General features: G+C 73.0%; 13 protein-coding genes. 5 read left to right on the forward strand and 8 right to left on the reverse strand.

Features of this window, described 5'->3' with window-relative positions; translation table 11 throughout:
- Positions 1-248: 248 nt before the first annotated feature.
- The 3 genes from VM95_RS24305 to VM95_RS24315 all read right to left on the reverse strand — a co-directional run bounded on the left by VM95_RS24305 (position 249) and on the right by VM95_RS24315 (position 3292).
- Positions 249-1772, reverse strand: a complete 1524-nt coding sequence (locus VM95_RS24305) for a CoA-acylating methylmalonate-semialdehyde dehydrogenase (protein WP_045700202.1) — start codon at positions 1770-1772, stop codon at positions 249-251.
- A 187-nt stretch (positions 1773-1959) separates the two neighbouring features.
- The gene (locus tag VM95_RS24310) at positions 1960-2724 is read right to left on the reverse strand and encodes a hypothetical protein (RefSeq protein WP_045700203.1); all 765 of its coding nucleotides are present in this window, start codon (positions 2722-2724) and stop codon (positions 1960-1962) included.
- Between the two features lie 136 nt (positions 2725-2860).
- Complete coding sequence (locus VM95_RS24315) at positions 2861-3292, reverse strand: hypothetical protein (RefSeq protein ID WP_045700204.1); 432 nt, start codon at positions 3290-3292, stop codon at positions 2861-2863.
- A 214-nt stretch (positions 3293-3506) separates the two neighbouring features.
- Here VM95_RS24315 and VM95_RS24320 point away from each other — a divergent pair, with 214 nt between their 5' ends.
- Entirely contained in the window at positions 3507-5162 is a 1656-nt protein-coding gene (locus VM95_RS24320; RefSeq protein ID WP_045700205.1) for a PucR family transcriptional regulator, read from the forward strand.
- Between the two features lie 60 nt (positions 5163-5222).
- Here VM95_RS24320 and VM95_RS24325 read toward each other — a convergent pair whose 3' ends face one another.
- Positions 5223-6581 (reverse strand): aspartate aminotransferase family protein, encoded by a 1359-nt coding sequence (locus tag VM95_RS24325; RefSeq protein WP_045700206.1) that lies wholly within the window; start codon positions 6579-6581, stop codon positions 5223-5225.
- 143 nt (positions 6582-6724) lie between these two features.
- Positions 6725-8170 carry a gamma-aminobutyraldehyde dehydrogenase gene (locus tag VM95_RS24330; RefSeq protein ID WP_045700207.1) on the reverse strand — a complete coding sequence of 482 codons (1446 nt, stop codon included), beginning with the start codon at positions 8168-8170 and terminating at the stop codon, positions 6725-6727.
- A gap of 299 nt (positions 8171-8469) precedes the next feature.
- Here VM95_RS24330 and VM95_RS24335 point away from each other — a divergent pair, with 299 nt between their 5' ends.
- The 4 genes from VM95_RS24335 to VM95_RS24350 all read left to right on the forward strand — a co-directional run bounded on the left by VM95_RS24335 (position 8470) and on the right by VM95_RS24350 (position 12621).
- Entirely contained in the window at positions 8470-8943 is a 474-nt protein-coding gene (locus VM95_RS24335) for an Lrp/AsnC family transcriptional regulator (protein ID WP_030306695.1), read from the forward strand.
- On the forward strand, positions 8940-10334 hold the full coding sequence (locus VM95_RS24340; RefSeq protein ID WP_045700208.1) for an aspartate aminotransferase family protein: 1395 nt from the start codon (positions 8940-8942) through the stop codon (positions 10332-10334). Before VM95_RS24335 ends, VM95_RS24340 begins: the two co-directional genes overlap by 4 nt.
- Positions 10335-10656: 322 nt before the next feature.
- Positions 10657-11412, forward strand: coding sequence for an ABC transporter ATP-binding protein (locus tag VM95_RS24345; RefSeq protein WP_045700209.1), 756 nt, complete (start codon positions 10657-10659; stop codon positions 11410-11412).
- 57 nt (positions 11413-11469) lie between these two features.
- Positions 11470-12621, forward strand: coding sequence for a hypothetical protein (locus VM95_RS24350; protein WP_052706617.1), 1152 nt, complete (start codon positions 11470-11472; stop codon positions 12619-12621).
- Positions 12622-12634: 13 nt separating this feature from the next.
- On the opposite strand, the gene rlmN is transcribed toward VM95_RS24350, so the two are convergent.
- From rlmN to frr, 3 genes are all read right to left on the reverse strand, one after another.
- On the reverse strand, positions 12635-13735 hold the full coding sequence (rlmN, locus tag VM95_RS24355) for a dual-specificity RNA methyltransferase RlmN (RefSeq protein WP_045700210.1): 1101 nt from the start codon (positions 13733-13735) through the stop codon (positions 12635-12637).
- Between the two features lie 72 nt (positions 13736-13807).
- Positions 13808-15244, reverse strand: a complete 1437-nt coding sequence (locus VM95_RS39730; protein ID WP_045700211.1) for a phosphatidate cytidylyltransferase — start codon at positions 15242-15244, stop codon at positions 13808-13810.
- Positions 15244-15801 carry a ribosome recycling factor gene (gene frr, locus VM95_RS24365; protein WP_045700212.1) on the reverse strand — a complete coding sequence of 186 codons (558 nt, stop codon included), beginning with the start codon at positions 15799-15801 and terminating at the stop codon, positions 15244-15246. The genes VM95_RS39730 and frr overlap by 1 nt, the downstream gene beginning before the upstream one ends.
- Positions 15802-15810 lie beyond the last annotated feature (9 nt).

Raw genomic sequence — 15810 nt, forward strand, 5'->3', positions numbered from 1 at the left:
ATCCGATAAAACGCGCACACCGAATAAGCACCCTGCCGCGACGCGAAAACGCAAACGCGACCCAGTGCGAACCAGGAAGTGGTGTTTCGAAGGATTGGCTACCCCGGGACCGTCCGCGCAGATGCGTGTCCGGTGCTCCCTGCCAGGCAGCTCGAAGAACTCTACGCGCTTCGGCCATCGGATGCAAACGAGGCGCAAAGGGCGCAGGCCGGGCCCCCGAGGGAGGGTCCGGCCTGCGGAGGTGCGGCTCAGCTGTTGGTGGGGAAGCCGAGGTTGATGCCGCCGTGGGACGGGTCCAGCCAGCGCTGGGTCACGGCCTTGCCCCGGGTGAAGAAGTGCACGCCGTCCGGCCCGTACGCGTGGGCGTCGCCGAACAGGGAGGCCTTCCATCCGCCGAAGGAGTAGTAGGCGACCGGAACCGGGATCGGCACGTTGATACCGACCATCCCGACCTCCACCTCGAACTGGAAGCGCCGGGCCGCGCCGCCGTCGTTGGTGAAGAGGGCCGTGCCGTTGCCGTACGGGTTGGCGTTGATGAGCGCCACGCCCTCCTCGTAGGAGGCGACCCGCACGACGGAGAGGATCGGGCCGAAGATCTCGTCGTTGTAGACGGACATGCCAGGCTTCACGTGGTCGAACAGGGTGGGGCCGAGCCAGAAGCCGTCCGCGGTGGGGGTGCCGTTCGCGTCCTCGGCGGTGACGGGGTGCTTGCGGCCGTCCACGGCGAGCTCGGCGCCGTCCGCGATGCCGGACTCGACGTACGAGGTGACCTTGTCCCGGTGCTGGCCGGTGACCAGCGGGCCCATCTCGGAGTCGCCGTTGCAGCCGGGGCCGACCTTGAGGGTCGCGATCCGCTGCTTGATCTTGTCGACCAGTTCGTCGCCGATCGGGTCGACCGCGACCAGCACGGAGACGGCCATACAGCGCTCGCCGGCCGCGCCGAAGCCGGCGTTGACGGCGGCGTCGGCGGCGAGGTCGAGGTCGGCGTCCGGCAGGACGAGCATGTGGTTCTTGGCGCCGCCCAGAGCCTGCACGCGCTTGCCGTACCGCGTGCCGGTCTCGTAGACGTAGCGGGCGATCGGGGTGGAGCCGACGAAGCTGACGGACTTGACGTCGGGGTGCTCCAGCAGGCGGTCGACGGCCACCTTGTCGCCGTGCACGACGTTGAAGACGCCGTCCGGCAGGCCGGCCTCCTTCCACAGCTCGGCGAGGAAGTTGACCGCGGACGGGTCCTTCTCCGAAGGCTTCACCACGACGGTGTTCCCGGCCGCGATGGCGATCGCGAAGAACCACATCGGCACCATGGCCGGGAAGTTGAACGGCGAGATGATCGCGACCGGGCCGAGCGGCTGGCGGATCGAGTAGACGTCGATGCCCGTGGAGGCCTGCTCGGTGAAGCCGCCCTTGATGAGCTGCGGGATGCCGCAGGCGTACTCGACGACCTCCAGACCGCGGGCGATCTCACCGAGCGCGTCCGAGTGCACCTTGCCGTGCTCGGACACGATGATCGCGGCCAGCTCGTCGCGGCGTGCGTTCAGCAGCTCGCGGAAGGCGAAGAGCGCCGTGGTCCGCCGGGCGACCGAGGCGGTGCGCCAGTCGGTGAAGGCGGAGGCGGCGGCGGCCACGGCCTGGTCGACCTCAGCGGTCCCGGCGAAGTCGACGTGGCCGGCGACCTGGCCGGTGGCCGGGTCGAAGATCTCACCGCGACGGGGCGCGGCACCGGCGGTGGCGACGGGCTTGCCGCCGATCCAGTGGATGATGTGCTTGCTCAAGGTCCGTCTGCCTCCGAAGTCCCGGGCGGCGTCCTGCCTCCGGTCCGGCGCCGCCGACTCGTGGGCCGGTCGGCGGGGGTTCGCGGGGCCACCGCGCTCGTCTCCCAGTCTGGTCGCCGCCCCGGCTCGGCTCAACGAACAGGCTGACGGAGATCAGGGATTCAGCCTTACAGGTCGTCCGGTCGGCTCAGGACTCCTCGTCCTCCAGGTACGGGTCGTGCAACCCGTCCGCCGCCTCCTGGGTCTCCAGCAGGTCCAGCCGCAGGTCCTGCGCCCACTCCAACGCCCACCGCTTCAACCCGTCCACCTGCCCGGCCGGAACACCCCGGGCACGGAACCGGCCGTCCGCCGCCTCGGCCAGCGTCTCCAGCCGGTCGGCGAGCGCGGAGGGCTGGAAATCCGGGTCCAACTCCCGTGCCATCGCGAGAAGTTCGCCCTCCCGGTAACAGGCGGTGAGGGCCCGGACGTCGACCAGGTCGCGCGGCATGCCCCGGTCGACGAGCAGCGTGGTGGTGAGCGCCGCCGCGTCCTCCAGGGCGACGACCGGCAGCGTCACCGCGTCGTCGTCCGGCCCGGGGGCGCCGAGGTCGAGCCGGACGGGCTGGTGGCCGAGCGGCTCCTTCCGCAGCTCGACCGAGTGCGTGCGCGCGCCGAGCGCCAGCCGCACGGTGAGCTGTTCCAGCCGGGGCGTGCCAGGGCGCTCGGCGACGCCGCCGCCGGCCGCCCGGTAGGCCTCGGCCAGCGCGGCGGCCACCTCCGGCAGGTCGGCCCCGCCGGTGGCCAGGGTCAGTCCGTCCTGCGCGCACGCCGTCACGCCGTGGGCGCGCAGCGCGTGCCCACCGGCCAGCGCGAGCCCGTACCGCTCGCAGACGGGCGCGGCGAGGGCGGCGAGGCGCAGCTGGGCCGGGCCCGGGCGCAGGGACGGGTCGACGGCGTGCGGGGCGGTGGTCACGCCTCCAGTCTGACGCGACCGCCCGCTCCGCGCGCCGCCGGACGATCGCCGCCGCCGGTCGGGCGCGCGGCGATCGGGCGCGCGGCGATCGGGCGCGCGGCGATCGGGCGCGCGGCGGCGGGCGACCCGGCCGGACTCAGCGGCCGCAGAGACCGGCCGCCGCCTCGTGCAGCGCGAGCTCCAGCAGCGCCGGGTCGGTGAGCCGGCCGGACCCGTCCGGCGGCACCAGCCACCGCACCCGGCGCCTGACCCGCCCGGGGTGCGGGACGACGATCCAGGTGCCCTCCCCGGAGCCGCGTACGCCGGTGCCGACCCAGCGGGCGGCGGTGCCGACCGGCACCAGGAAGCTGACCAGGTCCTCGTCGAAGTCGGCGAGGACCGGGCCGCACGGGCCGGCGTCCATGATGTCCACGGTCGGGTGCCCGAGCTGCCCGGGTACGGAGAGGACGTCCCAGCACCGGCCGGCCGGCATCGGCATCAGTCCCAGTCCGCTGCGCTGCCAGTGCGCCCGGAAGGCCGCCGGGTCCGGCATCACCTGGGTGAGCCAGTGCAGTCCGGTGTTCGCCATGTCGTTTCTCCCCGCTTCTCGCCACTCGTACCGATCGGGTGCGGCGGGGCGTTCGCGACCCGCCGCACCAGGGAGAGGCGGGCGGCCGGTGTCTCTTACACAGGTCCGGGAGGGCGGTCCCCCCGGGACGACGGTCGGACGACAGGTCGTCGCCGGGAGGGATGATTCACCTGACACCTTGTTCACCTCCCCCGCTCCCGCCTGGAGGCCCGCGATGCTCCCCACCGTCGCCCGCGTGCTCGACCTGGAGGTGATGCGGCGCGGCCTGCCCCTGGTCGTGGCCGGCGGCGACCACCTGGAGCGGCCGGTCCGCTGGGTCCACGTCATCGAGCTGCCCGACGTCGCCGGCATGCTGCGGGGCGGCGAACTGGTGCTGACCACGGGCATCGCGCTGCCGGAGGACCGCGACGGGCTGTCCCGGTACGTCCGGGACCTGGACGAGCTCGGCGTGGCCGGGCTGGTGGTCGAGTACGGCCGGCGCTACCTCGACGCGCTCCCCCGCGCGCTGGTGCACGCCGCCGAGCAGCGGGGGCTGCCGCTGGTCGCCCTCCGCCGCGAGGTGCGGTTCGTCGCCGTCACCGAGGCCGTGCACGCCCTGGTGGTGAACGCCCAGCTGGAGCAGCTGCGGATCTCCGAGTCCGTCCACCAGGTGTTCAACGAGCTGGTGGTGGAGGGCGCCGAGCCCCCCGAGGTGATCCGCCAGGTGGCCCGGATGGCGGGTGCGCCGGTCGTGCTGGAGAACCTGGCGCACCAGGTGCTCGCCCACGACACCGCCGGGCGCCCGGAGGCGGAGGTGCTGGAGGACTGGGAGCGCCGCTCGCGCGGGGTCCGCCCGTCCGGCCGCACCGGTCACGACCCGCGCAGCGGCTGGCTGGTGACCGCGGTCGGCGCCCGCGGCCAGGACTGGGGGCGGCTGGTCCTCGTCCAGGAGCCCGGCCCGCTGCCCGGGGGCGAGCCGCACCCGCACGCCATGCTGCTGGAGCGCGGCGCGTCCGCGCTGGCGCTCAACCGGCTGGTGGTGCGCGACCGGGAGAGCCTGGAGCGGCAGACCCACCGCACCCTGCTCTCCGGCATCCTCACCCACGCGCTGACCGTCTCCGAGGTGGCGCTGCGCGCCCAGGCGCTCGGCGTGCCGCTGGAGGGCCGCCGGCTGGTCGGGGTGGTGCTGCGCCGGCGGCACGGGCCGATCCCCGCCGCGCTGGAGGCGCAGGCCCGGTTGCGCGACTTCACCGAGCTGGCGGCCGGCGCCGTCCGGGCCTGCGGGCTGTCCGCCCTGGTCGGTTCGCTGGACGACGAGGGCGTCGGCCTGCTGATCGCGCTCGGCGCGCAGCAGGACGAGCACGCGGCGCTGGACTCCTTCTCGGCCGCGCTGCGGCGGATGTCGGCCGAGGCCGGGTGGGCGGAGGGCGGGGCCGCGGGCCCGGTGGTCGCGGTCGGCTCCTCGGTCGGCGCGGTCCGGGACGCCCGGCGCACCCTGCTGGAGGCCACCCAGGTCGCCGACGCCGCGCTGCACGACGCCCCCGGCGGCGCCCGGGCCGCCTCCTACTACCGGCTGCCGGACGTCCGGCTGCGCGGCCTGCTGCACCTGCTGCGCGACGACGCCCGCCTGCAGACGTACGTGGAGCGGGAGTTGGGGCCCCTGCTGGCCCACGACGCCGAGCACAACGGGCAGTTGGTGCAGATGCTGCGGATCTACCTGGAGCAGGGCCGGAACAAGTCGGCGGCGGCCGACGCCGCGCACCTGTCCCGCCCGTCCTTCTACGACCGGCTGCACAAGGTGGAGCGCATCCTCGGCGTGGACCTCGACCAGGTGGAGTCCTGCCTGTCCCTGCACGTCGCGCTGCTGGCCCTGGACGCCGTCCGCCGGTAGCGCGGAGCGCGCCCGGGCCCCGGGCGAACGAGCGCGCCCGGGGCCGGAGGTGACGAATCGTCAGACCGTGTGCGCGTCGGTGAGCGAGAGCACCTCGTCGAGCACCGCGAGGCCCGCCTTCGCCTCCTCCTCGGTGACGGTGCACGGCGGGACGACGTGGAAGCGGTTCATGTTGACGAACGGCCACAGCCCGCGCCGCTTGCAGGCGGCGGCCAGCTCGGCCATCGGCGCGTTGTCGGCGCCGGCCGCGTTGTACGGGACGAGCGGTTCGCGGGTCGCCCGGTCCTTCACCAGGTCGAGCGCCCAGAACACGCCGAGCCCGCGCACCTCGCCGATCGAGGGGTGCCGTTCGGCCAGTTCGCGCAGTCCGGGGCCGAGCACGGTCTCGCCGATGTGCGCGGCGTTCTCGACGATGCCCTCCTCCGCCATCGCGTTGATGGTGGCGACGGCCGAGGCGCAGGCGAGCGGGTGCCCGGAGTAGGTGAGCCCGCCGGGGAACGGCCGCTCGGCGAAGTCGGCCGCGATCTCGGCGCTGATCGCGACGCCGCCCAGCGGCACGTAGCCGGAGTTGACGCCCTTGGCGAAGGTCAGCAGGTCCGGGGTGACCCCCCAGTGGTCGGCGGCGAACCACGCGCCGGTGCGCCCGAAGCCGGCCATCACCTCGTCGAGGATGAACACGATGCCGTACCGGTCGCAGATCTCCCGCACCCCGGCCAGGTAGCCCGGCGGCGGGACGAGGACGCCCGCGGTGCCGACCACCGTCTCCAGGATGATCGCCGCGACGGTGCCGGCGCCCTCGAAGGCGATCACCTGCTCCAGGTGCGCCAGCGCGCGCTCGCACTCCTGCGCCTCGTTCTCCGCGTGGAAGTTGGAGCGGTAGGGGTACGGCCCCCAGAAGTGCACCACGCCGGAGACGCCGGTCTCGTTGGGCCAGCGCCGCGGGTCGCCGGTGAGGGCGATCGCGTTGGCGGTGGCGCCGTGGTACGAGCGGTAGGTGGCGAGCACCTTCTGCCGGCCGGTGTGCAGCCGGGCCAGTCGGACGGCGTTCTCGTTGGCCTCGGCGCCGCCGTTGGTGAAGAAGATCTTGTCCAGGTCGCCGGGGGTGCGCTCGGCGATCAGCCGGGCGGCCTCGCTGCGCGACTCGACCGCGAAGCCGGGCGCGAGGGTGCAGAGCTTCGCCGCCTGCTCCTGGATCGCGGCGACCACCTTCGGGTGCTGGTGGCCGATGTTGGTGTTGACCAGCTGCGAGGAGAAGTCGAGGTAGCGGTTGCCGTCGTAGTCCCAGAAGTACGAACCCTCGGCGCCGGCCACCGCGAGGGGGTCGATCAGCGCCTGGGCGGACCACGAGTGGAAGACGTGCGCGCGGTCGGCGGCCTTGACCGCCCGGCCGGCGGCTGGGTCAGCGGTGGGGATGCTCATGGCGGTAAGGCTAGGGAGTTCCGGCCGCCGCGGGCAGGTCCATGCTGTCAGCCGCTCGCGCGCCGGGCCGACAGGGTGCAAAGGCCGCGGGCCCGGGTCGTGTCGACCCGGGCCCGCCGCCTACTCACAAGATCATCAGATCGTCAGATCGCGGTCATGACGTGCTTGACCCGGGTGTAGTCCTCGAAGCCGTACGAGGACAGGTCCTTGCCGTAGCCCGACTTCTTGAAGCCGCCGTGCGGCATCTCGGCGACCAGCGGGATGTGGGTGTTGATCCAGACGCAGCCGAAGTCCAGGCGGCGCGACATCCGCATGGCCCGGGCGTGGTCCTTGGTCCACACCGAGGAGGCCAGCGCGTACTCGACGCCGTTGGCGTACTCGACGGCCTGGTCCTCGTCGGTGAACTTCTGCACGGTGATGACCGGGCCGAAGACCTCCTGCTGGATGATCTCGTCGTCCTGGTTCAGGCCGGAGACGACGGTCGGGGCGTAGAAGTAGCCCTTGTCGCCGACCCGGTGGCCACCGGTCTCGACCTTGGCGTGGGCGGGGAGGCGCTCGATGAAGCCGGCGACCTGCTTCAGCTGGTTGGCGTTGTTCAGCGGGCCGTACAGCACGTCCTCGTCGTCGACGCCGCCGGTCTTGGTCTCGGCCGCGGCCTTGGCCAGCGCCTCGACGAAGGCGTCGTGGATCGACTCGTGCACCAGCACGCGGGTGGCGGCGGTGCAGTCCTGGCCGGCGTTGAAGAAGCCCGCGACCGAGATGCCCTCGACGGCCTCGGCGATGTCGGCGTCCTCGAAGACCACGACCGGGGCCTTGCCGCCGAGCTCCAGGTGGACGCGCTTGACGTCCTTGGAGGCCGACTCGGCGACCTGGATGCCGGCCCGGACGGAGCCGGTGATGGAGGCCATCGCCGGGGTCCGGTGCTCGACCATCAGCTTGCCGCTCTCGCGGTCGCCGCAGATGACGTTGAAGACGCCGGCCGGCAGGTCGAGCTCCTTGAGCACGCCGCCGATGATCTCGGCCAGCAGCACGGTGGAGGCCGGGGTGGTGTCCGAGGGCTTCAGCACCACGGTGTTGCCCGCGGCGATGGCCGGGGCGAACTTCCAGACCGCCATCATCATCGGGTAGTTCCACGGCGCGACCTGGGCGCAGACGCCGACCGGCTCGCGGCGGATGATCGAGGTCATCCCGTCCATGTACTCACCGGCGGCCTTGCCCTCGAGCAGGCGGGCGGCGCCGGCGAAGAAGCGGATCTGGTCCACCATCGGGCCGATCTCCTCGGAGAGGGTCAGCCCGCGCGGCTTGCCGGTGTTGCGCACCTCGGCGTCGACGATCTCGTCGGCCCGGGCCTCGACGGCGTCGGCGATCTTGAGCAGCAGCTTCTGGCGGGTGCTCGGGGTGGCGTCGCGCCAGATCGGGAACGCGGCGGCGGCCGAGGCCATGGCGGCGTCCACGTCAGCGGCGCCGGACAGCGGCGAGGTCGCGTACACCTCGCCGGTGGTCGGGTCGACGATGTCGAGCGTGCGGCCGTCGGCCGCGTCGACGAACTCACCGTTGATGTAGTTGCGCAGCGTGCGAAGGTCGCTCACGGATCTTCTCCTCGGTCTGGGCCTGCGGCATTGCAGATTCCGGCGCCATGGTACGTCGGCGGGTCCGCCGTACGAAGGGGGCCGAGTGGCCGGGCCTGGGGCGTCGCGGTCCACTGGTGGCGGTACGCGCGCGATGCCGCGGGGCGGCGCGCGTACCGTGCCAGAGTAACCGCACGACTGCCGTGATCGACAGGCCGAGTCCGGGATGGCGATGAAATCCGTACGGGTTTTCCGAGATATCGACGAAATCAGCAGTTTCCGCGCTTGCGAACGAGGGAACGATCGGGCACAGTGGCCGCGTGGCCAACCGCGACCGGAACGCGAGTGTTCCCCTCGACGCCGCCTCCAAGGCGATCATCGAGCAGCTCCAGGAGGACGGGCGCCGCCCGTACGCCGCCATCGGCAAGGCCGTCGGCCTGTCCGAGGCTGCCGTGCGTCAGCGCGTCCAGAAGCTGCTCGACCAGGGCGTGATGCAGATCGTCGCCGTCACGGACCCGCTCACCGTCGGCTTCACCCGCCAGGCGATGGTCGGGATCCGGGTCGAGGGTGACATCGAGCCCGTCGCCGACGCGCTGGCCGCCCTCGACGAGGTCGACTACGTCGTCTGCACCGCAGGCTCGTTCGACCTCCTGGCCGAACTGGTCTGCGAGGACGACGAGCACCTGCTCGAAATGATCAACAAGCGCATCCGCGCGCTTCCCGGCGTGCGGAGCACCGAGAGCTTCGTTTACCTGAAGCTCCGGAAACAGACCTACACCTGGGGCACCCGATGACAGCCGACCCGGCGCAGAAGGACCTTTCCAAGACCGCCTACGACCACCTGTGGATGCACTTCACCCGCATGTCGTCGTACGAGAACTCCCCCGTGCCGACCATCGTCAAGGGCGAGGGCACCTACATCTGGGACGACAAGGGCCGGAAGTACATCGACGGCCTCGCCGGCCTGTTCGTCGTGCAGGCCGGTCACGGCCGCACCGAACTCGCCGAGGTCGCCGCCAAGCAGGCCAAGGAACTCGCGTTCTTCCCGATCTGGAGCTACGCGCACCCCAAGGCCGTCGAGCTGGCCGAGCGCCTGGCCAACTACGCCCCGGGCGACCTGAACAAGGTCTTCTTCTCCACCGGCGGCGGCGAGGCCGTCGAGACCGCCTGGAAGCTGGCCAAGCAGTACTTCAAGCTGATCGGCAAGCCGACCAAGTACAAGGTGATCTCCCGCGCGATCGCCTACCACGGCACCCCGCAGGGCGCGCTGTCCATCACCGGCCTGCCGGGCCTGAAGGCCCCGTTCGAGCCGCTGGTGCCGGGCACCCACAAGGCCCCGAACACCAACATCTACCGCGCCCCGCACTACCTGGAGGGCCCGGACGGCACCGTCGACCCCGAGGCCTACGGCCGCTGGTGCGCCGACCAGGTCGAGGAGGCCATCCTCTTCGAGGGCCCCGAGACCGTCGCCGCCGTCTTCGTCGAGCCGGTGCAGAACGCCGGCGGCTGCTTCCCGCCGCCGCCCGGCTACTTCCAGCGCCTGCGCGAGATCTGCGACCGCCACGACGTGCTGCTGGTCTCGGACGAGGTCATCTGCGCCTTCGGCCGCCTCGGCACCATGTTCGGCGCCAACAAGTTCGGCTACGTCCCGGACATGATCACCTGCGCCAAGGGCATGACCTCGGGCTACTCCCCGATCGGCGCCACGATCATCTCGGACCGCATCGCCGAGCCGTTCTACAAGGGCGACAACACCTTCCTGCACGGCTACACCTTCGCCGGCCACCCGGTCTCCTCGGCCGTGGCGCTCGCCAACCTCGACATCTTCGAGCGCGAGGGCCTCAACCAGCACGTGCTCGACAACGAGTCCGCCTTCCTGGGCACCCTCAGCAAGCTGCGCGACCTGCCGATCGTCGGCGACGTCCGCGGCAACGGGTACTTCTACGGCATCGAGCTCGTCAAGGACAAGGTCACCAAGGAGACCTTCAACGACGAGGAGACCGAGCGCGTGCTCTACGGCTTCCTCTCGAAGGCCCTCTTCGACAACGGCCTGTACTGCCGCGCCGACGACCGTGGCGACCCGGTCGTCCAGCTGGCCCCGCCGCTGATCTCCGACCAGTCGACCTTCGACGAGATCGAGCAGATCCTGCGGACCAGCCTCACCGACGCGTGGGCGAAGCTCTGATCCCCTGAGGATCCCCGAGCCCTCTTCCCCACCCTCCGCCGAAGGGCGGTCCCGCTTCCCGCGGGGCCGCCCTTCGGCGTTCGCGGCGGACCCCGCCGCCCGGCGGCACGGCCCCAGGACGGCCCCGGACGGCCCCGGACGGCCCCGGACGGCAGCACCCCGGGATCACCCGGGATCACCGTCTGATCACAGTCGTACGACCAAACATGCCTGAATGCGGGTGATTTGCCCGTGATGGACCAGAGCGCCGCAACCGCGCCCGTCCCCGGTCGTTCTAATCTGACGACTGTCATATCCCTGCGGCCACCCAGGATGGAACCCCATGCCAGCGGCACCGCCCGACAACGACGTGCTGTGGGCCCGAGGGATCGTCAAGTCCCACGACGGCACCCCCGCCCTGCGCGGCATCTCGATCGGCGTCCGCGAGGGCGAGGTGCTCGCCGTCACCGGCCCGCGCGGCTCCGGCAAGAGCACCCTGCTCGGCTGCCTCTCCGCCCAGCTCCCGGTCGACGAGGGCGAGGTCTGGTTCAACAGCGCCCCCGTGCACACCCTCGGCCGGACCGGCCGCGAACGGCTCCGCCGCGACCGCTTCGGCTTCGTCGGCTCCGAGCCGCACCTGGTGCCCGAACTGACCGCCCGGGAGAACGTCGCCCTGCCGCTGCTGCTCGCCGGCGCCGGTCACAAGGCCGCCTACACCGCCGCCGGCGAATGGCTGGAGCGCCTCGACGTCGGCGACGCCGCCCGGCACCGCCCCGACCGGCTGGTCCAGAGCCAGCGCCAGCGGATCGCCGTCGCCCGCGCGCTGGCCCCGCTGCCGCCCGTCGTCTTCGCCGACGACCCCACCGCCCCGCTGCACCGCGAGGCCGCCGACCAGGTCCTGCGGATACTGACCAGCGCGGCCCGCTCGCACCAGCTCACCCTCGTCCTGGCCACCCACGACCCCGAGCTCGTCCGGTTCGCGGACCGCGCCGTCGCCCTCGTCGACGGACGGCTCACCGCGCCCGCCGCCCCCGTCCCGCGCGGCGCCGCCGCTCCGGGCACGGCCGGGGCGTCCGCCGTCACGGCCACCCGCCGCTGACCGCACCGAACCGCCGAGCCGACGAGCCGCCGGCGCCGAGCCGCTGAAAGAGTCGCCGTGTTCTACCTCCGCCTGGCCCGGGGCTACCGGGTGTCCGACCTCGGCCGCTGGCTGCTCACCACGCTGGCCGCCGGCCTGGTCGCCGCCTTCCTGCTGCGCTCCCTCGGCCGGGCCATGAGCGACCCGCACGGCGGCGCCGACCCGCTGGTCCGGCTGCTCTGGTGCCTGCCGCCACTCGTCGCCGTCGCCTGGTTCGCCGCCGTCGCCGCCCGCTCGGTACCCGCCCGGCGGCCCGCCCGGATCGCCGGACTCACCGCCGCCGGCGCCGGCTCCGGCCGCATCCGGGCGCTGATCGCCGGCGAGGTCGCCCTCGCCTGCACCCTCGGCAGCGTGCTCACCCTGCTGCTCTTCCTGGTCCTGCGCAACGACATCGCCGGGCCCTCGCTCGCCCCCGACCTCGGCATGGGCGTCCCGCTGCCGGCCGCCGCGCCCGTCACCCTGCTCGCCCTGGTGCCGCTCACCTCCGGGATCGCCGCCGCCTGCGCGGTGCCGCACCCCGCGGCCATGCCCGGCGCCCGCGTCCACGACCGCACCGGCTTCGCCGCCTGGCGGATCGCGCTTCCGGTCGGACTCGTCGTGATCGGCGCCGCCCTCGAACTCATCGCCCTGCGGCCCGGCGCCGCCGAGGACGGCCGCCCCATCCACCTGCCCGCCGGGCTCGGCTCCACCAGCACCGCCGCCCTCGGCGGCTGGGCCGCCAGCGCCCTCGGCCTCGCCCTGCTCACCGGCCCGCTGCTCGGCTGGACCGGCCGGCTGCTCGCGCTCGGCCGGCCCACCCCGCTGCGACTGCTGGCCGGCCGCGGGCTCACCGCCCAGGCCCGCCGGCTCGGGCCGCCGCTGGCCGTCCTCACCCTCGTCCTCGCGGTGGTGCTCACCACCATCCGCTACTGGATCGGCACCCCGGACAGCGCCGACGCGCTGCCCGCCGTCGAGGCCTGCCTGGTGCTCGGCTGCGCGGCCGCCGCGGTGGTCGCGCGCCTCGCCGAGGTCCGCACCGACCGCCGGGCCGTCACCGGCGCGCTGCTGCGCCTGGGCACCTCGCCCCGGCTGCTGGTCGGCGCGGTCGCGCTGCGCACCCTGGCGGTCGGCACCACCCTGCTGCTCACCGGCGGGGCGACCGCCGCACTGGCGGCCGCCGGGCTGCGGTAGGGCCCGGCTCCGCTCAGCCGGCCGCGGCGAGCTGACCGCAGGCGCCGTCGATCTCCTGGCCGCGGGTGTCGCGGACGGTGGTCGGCACGCCGTGCGCCTGCAGCCGGCGGACGAACTCGCGCTCGTCCTCGGGCCGCGAGGCCGTCCACTTGGAGCCGGGCGTCGGGTTCAGCGGGATCAGGTTCACGTGCACCCGCTTGCCCTTGATCAGCCGGCCGAGCAGGTCCGCGCGCCACGCCTGGTCGTTGATGTCCTTGATCAGCGCGTACTCGATGGAGATCCGGCGGCCGGACTTCTCCGCGTAGTTCCACGCGGCGTCCAGCACCTCGGCGACCTTCCACCGGGTGTTCACCGGCACCAGCTCGTCGCGCAGCTCGTCGTCCGGGGCGTGCAGCGAGAGCGCCAGGCGGCAGCTCAGGCCCTCGTCGGCGAAGCGGTGCATCGCCGGCACGAGGCCGACCGTGGAGACGGTGATGCCGCGCTGGGACAGGCCGAAGCCGTCCGGCGCCGGGTCGGTCAGCCGGCGGATCGAGGCCAGCACCCGGTTGTAGTTGGCCAGCGGCTCGCCCATGCCCATGAAGACCACGTTCGACAGCCGCGCCTCCCCGCCGGGGACCTCCCCGGTCTTCAGGTCGCGCATCCCGGCGGCGATCTGCTCGACGATCTCCGCGGTGGACAGGTTGCGGGTCAGCCCCGCCTGGCCGGTCGCGCAGAACGGGCAGTTCATGCCGCAGCCGGCCTGCGAGCTGATGCACATGGTGACCCGGTCCGGGTAGCGCATCAGCACGGACTCGACCAGCGTCCCGTCGAACAGCCGCCACAGCGTCTTGCGGGTCGCGTCGTCGTCGCAGGAGACGTGCCGGACGACCTTCATCAGCTCGGGCAGCAGGCTCTCGGTGAGCTTCTCCCGGCTCGCCGCGGGGATGTCCGTCCAGCTCGCCGGGTCGTTCGACATCCGGCCGAAGTAGTGGTTGGAGAGCTGCTTGGCGCGGAACGGCTGCTCGCCCAGCTCGGCGACGGCCTCCTTGCGCTCGGCGGGGCTCAGGTCGGCGAGGTGTCGCGGGGGCTTGGCGCCGCGCGGCGCGACAAAGGTGAGTTCTCCGGGCTTAGGCATGGTTCATCCAGTGTCGCAGACGCGCGAGGGCCCCGGACGCCGTGCGTCCGGGGCCCCGCCGTGATCGGTGCCTCAGCTGCCGACGAAGGCCGCCAGCAGCAGCCAGACCACCGGGGCGGTCGGCAGGAGCGAGTCCAGCCGGTCCATGATCCCGCCGTGGCCGGGCAGCAGCGTGCCCATGTCCTTGATCCCGAGGTCGCGCTTGATCATCGACTCGCCCAGGTCGCCCAGGGTCGCGGTGACGGCCGCGCAGCCGCCCAGGATCAGGCCCTGCCACCAGCTGCCGTCGTCGATGATCAGCTGCATCAGCAGGGCGCCCGCCAGCATCGACAGCGCGATGCCGCCGGCCAGGCCCTCCCGGGTCTTGCCCGGGCTGATCGTCGGGGCCAGCTTGTTCTTCCCGAACTTGTAGCCCACCGCGTAGGCGCCGGTGTCGCTGCAGATCGTGACGATCAGGAACAGCACGATCCGCTGGGGGCCGTCCTCGGCCGCCAGCATCATCGCCACGAAGGTCGCCAGGAACGGCACGTAGAAGGCGGTGAACACGCCTGCCGTTATGTCGCGCAGGTAGTTCTCCGGCGGCGCGGCCATCCGCCAGACCATCACCGCCAGCCCGGTCAGCGCGAGCGAGGCCGCCGCCCACTGGACGCCGGCCCAGTAGCCGGTGGCGACCATGGCGACGCCGCCCACCACCAGCGGCACCAGCGGCGCCTTGATCTGCTTGCGCTCGGAGAGCCGGCTGGTCAGCTCCCAGACGCCGACCGCCACGGCGGCCATCACGACGACCAGGAACAGCGCCTTCACCACGAACAGCGAGGCGACGATCACCGCGCCGAGGCCGACCCCCACGCCTATGGCGGCCTGGAGGTTGCGGCCGCCGCGCTGCTTGCGCGGCTCCGGTTGCGGGGCGGGCTGGGCGGCCACGGGTGTCTCCTGCCCTGGGTGGGACGACGGCGCGAAAGCGGGCTGCCCGGCCGCCGGGTGGCTCGGCGGCGGCGCGGGATGCACCGGAGCCCCCGGGTGCGGCGGGGTGCCGTGGCCGGGGGCGGGGGTGGCGTCGCCGGTTATCGCGCGCAGCACGACGGTCTCCGACCCGCCGGGGGCGTCCGGACCGGACGGCTCGTCCCGGAACAGCGGACCGCTCAGCCGACCGGCCTCCCGGGCCGGACCGGAGCCGTCAGCGGCCTGCGGTCCGGGGTCGGGCGCGCCGGGGAACGGGCCGGGGTCGGCCGGTACGGGAGGCATGACCTGAGTCTCCTCCGCGTCGCCGCCCCAGTACACCGGAGGCTGCTGCGGGTGATCCGAACGGATGTCGCCGCCGCCCGGCGCGCCCGGGTGGGCCGGGGCACCGGGGTGGCCCGGGGCCGGCGCGGGAGCCGGGTACTCGCCGTACCCCGGCGCCGGGTGGGCCGGGGTACGGGGTGCCTGCGGCTGCGGCGCCGGTCGGTAGGGCTGGAACTGCTGGTCGGACGGGCCCCAGTAGCCAGGGGCGTCAGGGGCGTCGTTCATCAGACCTCGAGCAGCTCGGCTTCCTTGTGCTTCAGCAGCTCGTCGACCATGGCCACGTACTTGGCCGTGGTGTCGTCGAGCTCCTTCTCGGCGCGGCGGCCGTCGTCCTCGCCGACCTCGCCGTCCTTCACCAGCTTGTCGATGGCGTCCTTGGCCTTGCGGCGCACCGAACGGATCGAGACCTTGGCGTCCTCGCCCTTGGTCCGCGCGATCTTGATGAACTCGCGGCGGCGCTCCTCGGTCAGCTCGGGCAGCACCACCCGGATGATCGAGCCGTCGTTGGACGGGTTGACGCCCAGGTCGGAGTCCCGGATCGCCTGCTCGATGGCCTTCAGCGCGGTCTTGTCGAACGGCGAGACGACCGCCATCCGCGGCTCCGGCACCGAGAACGAGGCCAGCTGGTTGATCGGCGTGATGGCGCCGTAGTACTCGGCGACGATCTTGGCGAACATCGCCGGGTGCGCACGGCCGGTGCGGATGGCCGCGAGGTCGTCCTTGGCGACGACGACGGCCTTCTCCATCTTCTCCTCGGCCTCGAGGAGGGTCTCTTCGATCACTGTGGTCTC

Origin of the sequence: Streptomyces rubellomurinus, from assembly GCF_000961885.1 — a bacterium.
GTDB lineage: Bacteria > Actinomycetota > Actinomycetes > Streptomycetales > Streptomycetaceae > Kitasatospora > Kitasatospora rubellomurina.